Origin of the sequence: Vibrio sp. 2092 (assembly GCF_033339635.1) — a bacterium.
GTDB classification, from domain to species: Bacteria; Pseudomonadota; Gammaproteobacteria; order Enterobacterales; family Vibrionaceae; genus Vibrio; species Vibrio alginolyticus.
Genome location: NZ_JAWOUY010000004.1, coordinates 306,475 through 319,281 on the forward strand (window position 1 = coordinate 306,475; position 12,807 = coordinate 319,281).

A 12,807-nucleotide genomic window follows, 5' to 3' on the forward strand; every position below is an offset into this window, starting at 1 on the left:
ACAAGGAAACATTATGAACAAAGTAGCAATTGCAGTAGCAGCAGTGGTAGCTGGTAGTAGCGCGCTTTTAAACTCTGCTCAAGCTGAAATGTACATCGGGGGCAAAGTGGGCATGACTACACTTGACGACGCTTGCTATCTAAATAGCCCTTGTGATGATGAAGCGTTCGGTGCAGGACTACATATCGGTTATGACTTTACCGATATCATCGGGCTAGAGTACGGCGTAGACTTCTTAGGCGACTATGAAGGAAACTCTAGGTCAGGGGCTAATACGATTAATACGATTGACGGCAATCTAACGGCTTTAACACTTGCACCTAAATTCAACTGGCACTTAAACGACTCTTGGAATCTGTTTGCTAAGATCGGTGGTGCTTACATGATGTCTGATGACGAAACAGACTTTGTCCCAACAGGTTCTTTGGGTGCTGAATACTCGATCGATAGAAACTGGAGTGTTCGCGCTGAATACCAACGTTACCAAGACATGTCTGACGACGTGTGGGACGACATGGATGCTAACTTCTTTGGTATCGGTGTTAACTACAAATTCGCAGCAGCTCCAGTTGTTGCAGCAGTTGTAACGGAAGAAGTGATCGAGCCAGATCCAGAACCAGTGATGATGAGCAAGGTGCACAAAGAAGAGTACGGTACAGGTACGTTTGAATTCGATAGTGCTAAGTTAACAGAGTCCGTTTCTGAACGTCTGGACAACTTTGTTTCATTCTTGAACGAATATCCTCAAGCTCAAGTAGAGATTACTGGTTACACGGATAGCTCAGGCCCTGCGGCATACAACCAAAAACTGTCTGAGCGTCGTGCTCAATCTGTTGCTGATTACCTAACCGCAGCTGGCATTGGTTCAGATCGTTTGACAGTTAAAGGTATGGGTGAAGAAAACCCAGTTGCTGACAACAGCACTCGCGAAGGTCGTGAGAAAAACCGTCGCGTAGAAGTTGTGGTACCTTCATTTGAATATCAAGAGCTAGTTCAACCAGAATAAGCATCTATGATTCATGATCGATGATGTGGTAAAAATTAATGGGGTGCATTTGCACCCCATTTTGATCTCATATTAAGGGATATTGCCACTATGGTTTTGGGAAAAAGATCAACTCATTATCTTGCACCATAACGCAATCCATACCAGCTGCATGCGCCGCTCGCTTCCCCAACTCAGTATCCTCGAACACAAGACACTGTGACGCCTCCAAGTCGAGTTGTTCCGCGGCCACCAAAAAGGTATCTGGAAAGGGTTTATGGTTCTCTACATCACTCGCGGTTACTACAACATCCAACTTGTCTAATAAACCTGCATGACTTAATAAGCGCATGGCACTTTCTCGTTGGCTGCCAGTCCCGACTGCAATTTTCTTATGGCCTAAATATTCCTCTAACACGATGTTCGTGCAAGGAATAACGTCACCATGAAGCTCCATAGCAGCGAATGTTTCCATTTTAAATGTCGCGACAGTTTTAGGATCTAACGAAAGCTCATGCACACGATTTAGTTCCTCAACAATTTTAAAGCTCGGCATCCCTCCCAAACTGTGAAACCATTCCTGGCAAAACGGAAAATCAAAACGCTCAGCAGTTGCTTGCCAAGCTGCCAAGTGGGCTGGCATGGTATCGATTAGAGTACCATCCATATCAAATATGAATCCCTCATAGGGTCTAAAATCAATCGTGCTCATGTCTTTTCTTCTATTTGTGCATCTGTAATGTTAATTTATCAGCTCTTTCAATCGTCCTTACCGGCATTTACTTATCATGCTCAAAATTTCGAACTCCGTCACAATTCAAGAGTGGGAAATTCAATTATCCCCAATTAGAGCTCAAGGAAATGGTGGCCAGAACGTTAACAAGGTAGCGTCCGCTATACACCTGCGCTTTGATATCCGGAATTCCAGCTTACCTGACTTTTACAAAGAGCGATTACTTGCACTTTCTGATAGTCGTATAAGTAAAGATGGCGTGATCATCATCAAAGCGCAACAATTTCGGACACAAGAACAAAATAAGGAAGACGCCCTAAATCGGCTTCAAGCATTGATAAAAGCTGCCGCTTTACAGGAGAAGAAGCGTATTAAAACGAAACCAACCCGCGCTTCTCAACGCCGACGACTTGATACAAAAAACAAGCACGGAGCGAAAAAACAGCAACGTAAAAAAGTGCTGTATTAGTGCATGTCGTGTTCTCGACATGTTAGTTGAACAACGTTTGCTAGCCCTTGGAAATCTCATTGGATTTCTCTTTTTAGTTACTTATTCAGGAAACAACAATATGACTATTAGGCAAAAACTCTACTTCCTCGGAGTTATCGCCATTTTAGGCATCGTGGCCCTTTTGGGTACGTCATCCCATTTTGAAAATAAGAGCAATGACCTTAATCACGCCATCAAACTCGTTGGTGATCTAGAAATACGCTTACTCAACTTACGCAGAAATGAAAAAGATTTCCTACTACGTAGTAATGACAAATATCTAAATAAGTTTGACGCCAATGTTGACAAGTTTATAGACACAGAAAAAGAGCTTGCGAACATACTCAAGAGTAATGAATTACCTTCCAGTCAACAATTTAAGCAAGACTTGCTCGCATACCAAAGGGGCTTTCAGAATCTGGTCAGCGCTTACCAACGATACGGGCTTGATTCAAAGAGTGGGCTTCTCGCTGGTTACGAACAAGCACTATTAGAAGCAAAACAACGTTCAGACCACCAGCAGTTATTGGCATTAGTCCGTTTTGACTCTGCGGTAAAAGCAGGACTATTCAATAGTGACTTGCTTGAGGGGCAATATGCTCCTGAGCTTATCAAAACAGGTAAGCAATTGGCGGCCCAAAAGCAAGTTGTTGGGGTTGCTTATGACAAAGGCCTACTCGGTGAAACTCGCGCATTATCTCATGCCGTAGAAGAGCAATTTGAAACCTTTTCCACAGCCCTTAGCTCTGCTGCCGCACAACGTGATGAACAAATGTCGACCATCAAGCAGGTCATTACAGCTCTGATCTTAGTCGTTATTTTCGCATTGATTTGGCAAATTTCACGTTCAATCAATACGCGAGTGAATAGCTTACTTGGCACCATTCGAAGTATCAGCGAAACGAACAACATGGGACTTCGATCTGATTTGAAAGGTCAAGACGAGCTATTTGATATCAGTCATCACCTCAATGACCTATTGGATAAGCTTGAGCATCTAATTAGTAGTACCCAAGAAAAATCGGCGCAACTCACTGCAAGTACCGATAATATGCATCGTGAGTTAGAAGGCGTTATGGAGCAATTCCACACGCAAACTGACCACACAGCATCAATGGCGACGGCAGTTCAGCAAATGGTTGCCACAATAGGTGAAATCTCTGAAAGCACATCAGTTGCGGTAGAAGGCGTACATCAGGCAGCGAATAATGCCGAACAAGGTCGAGGAGTTGTTGAGGCGACGGTAACCAACATCGGTCAACTAACCACGATTTTATCAAACAGCCAGCAGTCGATTGGCTCGCTGAATCAGCATGTAGATAAAATTGGTGGTGCCGTGAACATCATCCAAGAAATAGCAGAGCAAACCAACCTACTAGCTCTCAACGCAGCAATTGAAGCCGCGCGAGCAGGCGAACAAGGCCGCGGGTTTGCAGTTGTCGCCGATGAAGTACGCGCCCTAGCTAGCCGAACTCATCAATCCACAGAGGAAATCACGCGGGTCGTTGCAGACATTCAAACTCAAATGTCTACAGTTGTTGCTGATATTGATCAATGTAACGATCAAGGGCAACAAACACTTAATGCTTCTGAAAAACTGGATTCTAGCCTGCAACAGATCATTACTGACATGCATTCAATTCAAGGTAATTCGGAGCGCATAGCTTCAGCAATTGAAGAACAAGGTATCGTGATGAACCAAGTTAGCGGTTCAATCACCGAGCTAAACGCAATATCTGAGAATAACATGCAATCCGCTCAGGAATGCTTGCATGAAGTGAACTCTGTCTCTGCTCAAGCTCATGATATGGATGAAGCCGTTGCACAATTCAAAACTGCGCTAAAATAACCCTTTTCAAAATAGAAAGCCCGAAGCAATCATTGCTTCGGGCTTTTTTTCAATTGTCACTTCGTGCTTACTGCGCACTTCGGATGTGATTATTCATCATCAAGAGGAACCAGCTTGGTGTTGCCGCCATGAACTTTCTCACGCTGTCTTTGCACCAGAGCGTAGAAGCCTGGGATCAAGAATGTACCTGCTAGAAGCACACACAATAGACCACCAATCAGCGACACGCCGAGTGAGTTTTGACTCACGTGCCCCGCGCCAGCGGCAAAGATAAGCGGGAAGATACCCAGGATAAATGACCAAGATGTCATATTCACAGCGCGGAAACGTAACGTGCCTCCTTTAACCGCTGCACTATCGATATCAGCATCTTTTTCTTCACGCTCTTGCTTGGCGAACTCCACAATCAAAATTGCGTTTTTCGCCGCCAAGGCTATGAGCAAGACAAGACCAATTTGGGCATACAAGTTAAGCGGCGTGCCAGTTAGATTTAACGCAAGGAAGGAACCTAACGTGGCTACTGGGACCACCAAAATAATAGCCAGTGGAATACTCCAACTTTCATACTGAGCCACCATAAACAAGTAAATGAAGATCAAAGCCAGCGCAAACGCATAAATGGCTTGGTTACCCGCGAGCACTTCCTGATAAGCCATACCTGTCCATTCATACGTGTACCCTTGCGGAAGAACTTCAGCAGCAACGCGTTCCATTGCGGCAATCGCATCACCACTAGAGTAACCCGGAGCTGGTTGGCCTTGAATGATAGCACTGCGGTACATGTTGTAACGCCATGCCACATCAGGCTCAAACACTTGCTCGTAGCTCACTAGCGTACTTAACGGAACCATATCACCGTTCGAAGAACGAACATGGAAACGCTCTAGATCTTCCATGCTGCTACGGTGCTGGCTATCAGCTTGCATGGTTACGCGGAAGTTCTTACCAAACATGGTGAAGTCATTCACATAAAGCGAACCTAAGTTGCCTTGCAAGGTTTGGAAAATAGACGACAGCGAAATACCTAATTGCTGCGCTTTCTCACGATCGATATCAACGTAGTAGTGCGGAACATTCGCGCGGAACGTGCTAAACGTGTAGGCAATTTCAGGCGCTTGGTTAGCCGCTTGGATCATTTCTCCCATGACCATCGACAAATCGGTACGACTTCGCCCTAGCGTGTCTTCAAGCACAAACTCAAAACCAGACGCAGCGCCCATACCAGGAACCGCCGGTGGTCCCATCGCAAAAACAACCGCTTGAGGTAGCTCTGTCGCCGCTCGACCGTTAATACGTGCCGCGATAGCATTAGCAGAGTGCTCTCCTTGCAGCGAGTTACGAGTATCCCAGTCATGCAATTTGATAAATACAGAAGCACCGTTTGATGCTGCTGCGCCTGTCATAAACGAGTAACCGTTCGCAACCGTCACACCATCCACACCAGGTTCTTCACCGATCATTTTCATTAAATCATTGGTGACTTCTTCAGTGCGTGATAAAGAGGCTGAATCTGGTAGCTGTACGTTAACCAGCAAAATGCCTTTATCTTCTTGAGGAACAAACGCTGTAGAGGTGGTTTTCGCAAAGAAAGTGACCGCTGCGATAGCAACTATAAAGAACGTCACGAGCAGTAAAGACTTCTTCACCAAGAAACCAGCGATCTGGCCATAACGCGTAGTGATGCGCTCTAAGCCTCGGTTGAAAGCCTGGAACCAGTTAGCGGTATTGCCCCCACCCTGCTTCAATACCAGAGAACAAAGTGCTGGAGACAGCGTCAATGCATTGATGGATGAAATCACAACCGAAATACAGATGGTCAAAGCGAACTGGCGATACATGATACCGGTGATACCTGGCAGCATGGCGACGGGTATGAATACCGCAAGTAGAACCAAGGTCGACGTGATGATTGGTCCCGTTACTTCTTTCATCGCTAGCAACGTCGCTTTACGCGGTGAAATGGTTGGGTCTTTCGCCATGGTAGTATCGACGTTTTCGATAACCAGAATCGCATCGTCCACCACGATACCAATCGCAAGGATCAAGCCAAACAAAGTAACCGTATTAATGGTGAAGCCCGTTGCCTGCATGATGGCAAACGTACCAATCAGAGAAACGGGGATCGCGACAACAGGAATCAACGTTGCACGCGCACTACCCAAGAACAAGTAAGTTACAGCAATCACCAATAGAATCGCTTCAATCAGTGTTTTTACTACCCCTTTGATCGATTCAGATACGAACACGGTTGTATCGTAGCTGGTCTCGTATTCCATTCCCTCTGGGAAGTTTTTGCTCAAGCCTTCAAGGAGCTCCATGACGGCCTGACCACTTTCTAACGCATTCGCATCCGATTGAAGAGACAACGCAACGATTGACGCGTCCTGGCCACGGAACTTACCGTTACCATCGTAGAACTTTTTGCCTAGTTCAACGCGAGCAACATCTTTCAGATAAACCGTAGAGCCATTGGGATTAGCTCGAAGGACTACGTTCTCAAACTCACTCACGCTTTCCAAGCGACCTTTGGTCACAAGGTTAAACTGAACTTCTTGCGGATTGTTGTATGGTGCTGCACCTACACGCCCTGCCGCAACTTGAACGTTCTGTTCAGCCAAAGCGGCGTATATGTCTGACGTGGTTAGCTTAAGGTTGGCCATTTTTTCAGGATCTAACCAAACACGCATTGCGTATTCGCCACCACCAATCACGTTAACTTCACTGATACCTTTCGCACGAGCCAACTGATCTTTTACATTCAAGTTAATGTAGTTAATCAAGAACTGATCATCGTATTTGCCATCAGGTGAATAGAAGTTAAGTACCATCAGCAAGTCAGGTGAACGCTTTTTCACCGTCACACCAACCATGCGAACTTCTTGAGGCAGTTTTGACTCAATCTGTGACACGCGGTTTTGCACGTTAACTTGCGCCATATCTGGATCGGTGCCAACATCGAACGTGACGTTTAGGCTGTAAGAGCCATCGTTCGCGCTCTTTGAAGACATGTATATCATATCCTCAACGCCGTTGACTGAGGTCTCTATGGGGTCCGCAATGGCCTGCTCGACAACTTCCGCACTCGCGCCAGTGTAGTAAGCCGAAACGCTTACTGATGGCGGGCTTATCTGTGGGTACTCAGCCACTGGCAAAATCGCCAGTGAGATCGCGCCGGCTAGCGTTAATATGATCGAAATAACCAGCGCGAATTTAGGTCTCTGAATAAAGAAACGACTTAACATAGTGCCCCCTACTGCTTATCTTCAGCAGGTGCTTGAAGGCGCACTTCTACACCATTACGCACACGTTGTAGGCCTTGTGTAATAACCGTATCTTCCTGATCGAGCCCTTCTCGAATGATAATGCCTTGTTCAACCTGAGGGCCAAGCTCGACGTTACGACGCTCTGCCACACTTCCCTCAGCCATCACCATCACAAAGTCACCTTCTAAGTCAGTCTGTACGGCACGTCGTGGGATAACAATAACGTCTTTCGTGTTCTTATCTCTCAAGTTCACTTTGATGTGTTGACCCGGAAGTAACTTCTGCTCTGGGTTTGGCACTAGCGCGCATAGCAATCGTACCCGTTTTGGTGTCAATACGATTACCTAAGAAATCAAGCTTACCGAGATGCTCAAAAAACTGTCCATTTTCCAGTTCAAGCTGAACTTCAACGCGGTTTGATTCAGCCGAGCCATCACCTTTTACTTGATCCATACCCATAGCTAAACGCTCGCGCTCACTCACACTAAATGAAGTATGCACTGGGTCTAAGCTCACCAATGTCGTCAGCACGCCAGATGATGGAGAAACCAGATCACCCGTACTCACTTTGGTATCACTAATACGTCCGCTAAAAGGTGCTCGGATTTGAGTATAGGAAAGGTTAACTTCAGCAAGTTTAAGTTGAGCATTTGCCGCTTCTAGCTCTGCTCTCGCACCAAGAAGTGCCGCAGTTAAAGCATCAAACTCAGATTGAGAGATACTACCGCGAGGCAACAAGTTTTTACCTCGAGTATGATCTAATTCGGCTTTTTTTAGCGCCGCTTTAGCTTGTGCAAGTGCGGCTTTAGCACTCGCGACTTGGGCTTCAAAAGAAGATGGCTCGATAGAGTAAAGGAGCTGCCCTTTTTCTACCATTTGCCCCTCTTCAAAGTGACGAGCTTTTAAGTAGCCAGAAATCTGCGCGGTAATATTGGTATCTTCTACTGCTTCAATGCGACCGATATAAGACTTGCTCGGTTGGTAGTCGATAACCGTGACATCCTGAGTCACTACGAGAGGCGCTTGACCTTTCGTTTGGGCATTATTAGCTTCCCCGCATCCAGCGAGGATTGCTGTAGCCGCCATTAGTGCGACAAGTGGTTTCTTTTGCATGTATTTACCGTCTTTATAGAACAGGATATTGTTGAATTCCTATCAACCTTACTCCTTGCTGCCACTGAAAACTTCACTGAAAAGCGCCCAAGGTGTTTCTAAATGTAAACATGAGAAACAAAAGGAAAATAAAGTAATTTAGTTAACAGTGGTATTCAATGAGCAATATACATACAACTCAATCATAACTATTTAATATACGCCTTAGGAGATCGCGAATTTTAGCGTGTGCTTGGAAACACTAACGGGAGTATTGTATTCGGACGTAAAGTGAGATTCAGTGCTCAAGATAAGAACGTTTTGTGGCTAAAAAGGTGAAAAGTGACGCCTTCATACTCAAGACCCCGATTTTGACTATTTTTTTAATATAAATGGGTTATCATTCAATTAATTCAACGCCTTCGACAGAGAGGATGACTATGATTTCTAAATGGGCGAAACGCTTTTACCAGATGGCAGAACTAGTGGCGTCTTGGAGTAAGGACCCATCAACACAAGTCGGTGCCGTTATTACTAAACAGAATCGCATTGTATCTGTTGGATTTAATGGCTATCCGCATGGTGTTTCTGACAGTGTCGACACCGATGAGCGCGAGTTGAAATACCTTAAAACACTGCACGCGGAAGAGAACGCAATTTTGTTCTCAAAACGTGACTTAGACGGATGTGATATTTGGGTAACGCATTTTCCTTGCCCTAACTGCGCGGCAAAGATCATTCAAACAGGGATCTCACACGTACACTGCCCTGAGCAGTCTGAAGACTTTTTATCTCGCTGGGGAGATAAAATCCAAGTCAGTCAAGATATGTTCGATCAAGCGGGTGTGAAAGTCGACTGGTTACCACTAGAAGACATTGAAATTGAAGACAAAGACGTGCGCTAGTATTCCATCTTAATATTTAAATAGCCCAGAGAGATCTGGGCTATTTTGTTATTAAATCTGCAAGAGGTCTCGACGTAGTCTTTTAACTGTGTTTTTTCGCTGTGAGCTCAGCAATTTTGACAATAACGAGTACTGATTTTTCCATCATTTCAACAGAAATAAACTCATGAATTCCGTGGAAGTTAAAACCACCGGTGAAGATATTCGGGCACGGCAAACCCATAAAAGATAAACGAGCACCATCTGTACCACCACGAATAGGTTTTATAATCGGTTCCACATCACACGCTTCCATCGCTTGCTTTGCCAGCTCAATGATATGAGGGTAAGGCTCAACCATTTCTCTCATATTGTAATAGCTGTCTTTTATCTTTAGCTCTACAGAACCATGGCGTAAACCCGTGTTCATTTCATCGACGAGTTTCTGCATAAAGGCTTTTCGATCCTCAAGTCTTTGACGGTCAAAGTCTCTAATAATGTAACCTAGCTCGCTTCGTGCAACGCCCATTTCTGCCGATTTTAAATGGAAGAACCCTTCGTAACCTTCGGTTGTTTCCGGAGTTTGATCTTGGGGCATTTGAACTTGAAATTTCGCAGCCAAGTTCATCGCATTGACCATTTTGCCTTTTGCGGTACCTGGATGAACGCTAACTCCATGAAAAATTACATCAGCGTTTGCTGCATTAAAGTTTTCGTATTCCAATTCACCTTGCGGGCCACCATCTATAGTGTATGCCCATTTCGCGCCAAACTTTTTAACGTCAAACAAATCTGCACCACGACCGATTTCTTCATCCGGAGTAAAGCCGATACAAATGTCGCCGTGTGGAATGTCTGGGTTTTCCAGTAGCAGAGCTACCGCGGAAAGAATCTCTGCGATACCGGCTTTGTTATCCGCGCCAAGTAATGTAGTGCCATCGGTAGTAATAAGATTGTGGCCATGTAGGTGATGTAAATCGGGGTATTGCACGGGAGATAGCACTTCATCCCCCAACCCTAATGCAATATCGCCACCTTGGTAATCTTCGATGAATTGCGGCTTTACGTTTTTGCCAGATGCATCCGGCGCGGTATCCATATGGGCAATGAAGCCGATAGGAGGAACCTCATAATCAACATTGGCTGGCAGTTTAGCCATCAAGTAGCCATTTTTATCCAAAATCACGTCACTTAAACCAAGCTCGATCATCTCTTTTTTAAGTAACTCAGCAAACACAAGCTGACCAGGTGAACTTGGGCAAAGCGTCACATGTGGATTGGATTGGGTATCAAACGTGACGTATCGAAGAAATCTTTCAACTAAATGTTTCATATTTATTCTCATTGTTTTGTACGATGAGGCCTTATCACGCATTGATAAGCTGACGTTGCCTCATCAAACCTCACGCTATGTTACGCTCTTAGTTCAATAAGAATTTGCTTTGAATCATTTTTTGATAAGAAAGGCTTCTGCACTTTGCCCTCGCTAATTGAAGCACGAATTTAATCTAAAAGTTCCTCTGCCAGTACTCGCCACTCTTTAACCTTTTCACGAAAATGACGCCATTGCTTATCGGTCATCGAACGAGAAACATCTAATGTCAGTTGATCAACCAATGCAAAGTTAGAGTCAATATTCAGAGAAAGCTGCTCACTATAATAACTCTCTGGCTCGAACAAGAGTCGCATAAATATATCTTGATAAGTCACAACATTAGATTTGTTGTCGAACAAGTATTCGAGCTCTTGATATACCGTGGCTCGATAATCTCTCCATAAAGGGCTGTTTAAAATAACTTGCTGAGAAAATGTTTGAGCTAATTGACGCTGATTTCCTGATAGATTCCCCAGCCATTCTTCCATCCACTCTTCAGTGTTATCCAGAATAATTTCACGCACTTCGTCTTCTGTCTTATCGGCATATTTTGCGTTTCGCTCTTGATAATGTTCTTGTACATTACTCAAAAACTCGCGTTCTTGCTCTTTCGTTAATTGCAAACTTAACGCAAAAAGATCTGGTGCTGCTTTGCTTACCACTCTATCGTAATGCGCTCGCGTTCTATCTCGATTTTGTTGTAAGTAATTTAAGGTGATATCGCTCGCTTTTAATCTCTCAAGGTCTTTTAAATGTTCGATATATAATGGTAACTCCTCTTTCTTGTGCCAGTCTGCCAACAATAATAAGCGCTCTTCCACTAGGACTTCTTGTTCCCCTTGCAACGAGACATAGTCCTCTAAGTAATCGAGCACGAACCAATCGATATTGCTGTATAAAAACTTTTTCGCACAACCGGCAAGCAGAAATACGAAACAAAATAGAAGGCCATAACGAAGCGCCTTATTAGATACATCCTTTAATTTAGTCACTTATTCGTATTCCCTTTTCTGTTGATTAAGTTCTATACTCAACCTGTATCACTTAGTATTGCGGCAAACTTACACCAGTGTGACAAATATTGATTGCCACCTTAATAATATATAGAGTTTGAAATTAACTTTTTGATCACAGCTATCCGCAAAAAAGTGAGTTAGAGCGCAATTATCGGCTAAAAAACGTACCGAACGACGCTCCCTATAACGGCATATAATTTGCATGGATGTTTTTTGGATGGTTTATGGAGGCGAAGTATGGCAGCCGCTGAGCAACTTGATACCAGTGTAGAATATGAGATTCGATATTTTGAACAGGGGAAAATGCACTGCATGAGAGTCATTGCTGAAAGCAAAAAAGTGGCTTATCAGTACTATTTGGAGTGTGGTAAGCACAACAGTGACTTGTACTCTATTCGCCCAGACAAGTAAAAAAACCGCCTAACAGGCGGTTTTTTTATTCGTCAGAATCAATATAACTGTTTGATTTTATTTATTATTACAGATTCAAATCCAACAATGTTATTTGATGTCGCCAAAGCGCTCAAGATAAAGGACGGTTGCTGCAGTACGAGAAGGAACTTGAAGCTTTTTAAGTAAACTCTTCATATGTACTTTAACCGTAGACTCAGAGATAAAAAGACGATCGGCAATTTGCTTGTTGCGGAAACCTCTTGCCACCTCTCTTAAGATCTGCGATTCACGATCGGTCAGTGTATCAAACACGTCCTCTTGCTCTGAACGTTCACTCAAATACTTAGAAACTTCTTGGCTGTATGCCTTGTCCCCTTGGTGCGCTTGTTTTAGCAACTCAACCAACTCATCGGGCTCAGTGTCTTTCAATAAATAGCCATCGGCACCACTTCGAACTATTGCTTCGATATCTGCTGGGCTATCTGAAACGGTTAGAATGACAATTCTGGCTTCACAGCCATCTGCACGCAGTGCTTGCAAAGTATCAAGGCCAGACATGCCTTTCATATTAAGATCAAGAAGTACAAGATCCAGTTCCAGCTCATGCGCTTTCGCTACTGCATCCGCGCCATTACTTGCTTCTGCAATAACCTCAAACTCAGGCTCAAAGCTTAAAAGCTGGTGGATACCTCTTCGCATGAGTGGATGATCATCCACCAGCATTACT

10 protein-coding genes and 1 pseudogene are annotated in these 12,807 nt (G+C 44.3%); 5 read left to right on the plus strand and 6 right to left on the minus strand.

The window, feature by feature from the left end; translation table 11 throughout:
* Positions 1-13: 13 nt before the first annotated feature.
* Positions 14-1,006: an OmpA family protein gene (locus tag R7P80_RS09950; RefSeq protein ID WP_005373499.1), complete on the plus strand. Its 993-nt coding sequence runs from the start codon at positions 14-16 to the stop codon at positions 1,004-1,006.
* Between the two features lie 88 nt (positions 1,007-1,094).
* Here the strand turns inward: R7P80_RS09950 and R7P80_RS09955 are convergent, their stop codons facing one another.
* A complete protein-coding gene (locus R7P80_RS09955) occupies positions 1,095-1,697 on the minus strand; it encodes a beta-phosphoglucomutase family hydrolase (protein ID WP_017819896.1) in 603 nt (200 codons plus the stop codon).
* 76 nt (positions 1,698-1,773) lie between these two features.
* Between R7P80_RS09955 and arfB the strand changes: the two genes are divergently transcribed.
* Both arfB and R7P80_RS09965 read left to right on the plus strand, forming a co-directional pair.
* A complete protein-coding gene (arfB, locus tag R7P80_RS09960) occupies positions 1,774-2,187 on the plus strand; it encodes an alternative ribosome rescue aminoacyl-tRNA hydrolase ArfB (RefSeq protein WP_005389036.1) in 414 nt (137 codons plus the stop codon).
* Positions 2,188-2,287: 100 nt separating this feature from the next.
* Positions 2,288-4,057 (plus strand): methyl-accepting chemotaxis protein, encoded by a 1,770-nt coding sequence (locus R7P80_RS09965; protein ID WP_025767924.1) that lies wholly within the window; start codon positions 2,288-2,290, stop codon positions 4,055-4,057.
* A gap of 89 nt (positions 4,058-4,146) precedes the next feature.
* On the opposite strand, the gene vmeZ is transcribed toward R7P80_RS09965, so the two are convergent.
* Positions 4,147-7,299, minus strand: a complete 3,153-nt coding sequence (gene vmeZ / locus R7P80_RS09970) for a multidrug efflux RND transporter permease subunit VmeZ (protein ID WP_225491549.1) — start codon at positions 7,297-7,299, stop codon at positions 4,147-4,149.
* Positions 7,300-7,307: 8 nt separating this feature from the next.
* Positions 7,308-8,433: pseudogene (vmeY, locus tag R7P80_RS09975) on the minus strand (multidrug efflux RND transporter periplasmic adaptor subunit VmeY).
* 419 nt (positions 8,434-8,852) lie between these two features.
* Between vmeY and R7P80_RS09980 the strand changes: the two are divergent.
* Positions 8,853-9,317, plus strand: coding sequence for a dCMP deaminase family protein (locus tag R7P80_RS09980; RefSeq protein ID WP_005373515.1), 465 nt, complete (start codon positions 8,853-8,855; stop codon positions 9,315-9,317).
* 82 nt (positions 9,318-9,399) lie between these two features.
* On the opposite strand, the gene pepT is transcribed toward R7P80_RS09980, so the two are convergent.
* Positions 9,400-10,629 carry a peptidase T gene (gene pepT / locus R7P80_RS09985; RefSeq protein WP_176311456.1) on the minus strand — a complete coding sequence of 410 codons (1,230 nt, stop codon included), beginning with the start codon at positions 10,627-10,629 and terminating at the stop codon, positions 9,400-9,402.
* A gap of 170 nt (positions 10,630-10,799) precedes the next feature.
* Positions 10,800-11,663 (minus strand): DUF6279 family lipoprotein, encoded by an 864-nt coding sequence (locus R7P80_RS09990; RefSeq protein WP_053304525.1) that lies wholly within the window; start codon positions 11,661-11,663, stop codon positions 10,800-10,802.
* Positions 11,664-11,924: 261 nt separating this feature from the next.
* On the opposite strand from R7P80_RS09990, the gene R7P80_RS09995 reads away from it, so the two are divergent.
* The gene (locus tag R7P80_RS09995) at positions 11,925-12,098 is read left to right on the plus strand and encodes a hypothetical protein (protein WP_005373524.1); all 174 of its coding nucleotides are present in this window, start codon (positions 11,925-11,927) and stop codon (positions 12,096-12,098) included.
* 90 nt (positions 12,099-12,188) lie between these two features.
* Here the strand turns inward: R7P80_RS09995 and R7P80_RS10000 are convergent, their stop codons facing one another.
* Positions 12,189-12,803, minus strand: coding sequence for a response regulator (locus tag R7P80_RS10000; protein ID WP_031777156.1), 615 nt, complete (start codon positions 12,801-12,803; stop codon positions 12,189-12,191).
* Positions 12,804-12,807: the final 4 nt, after the last annotated feature.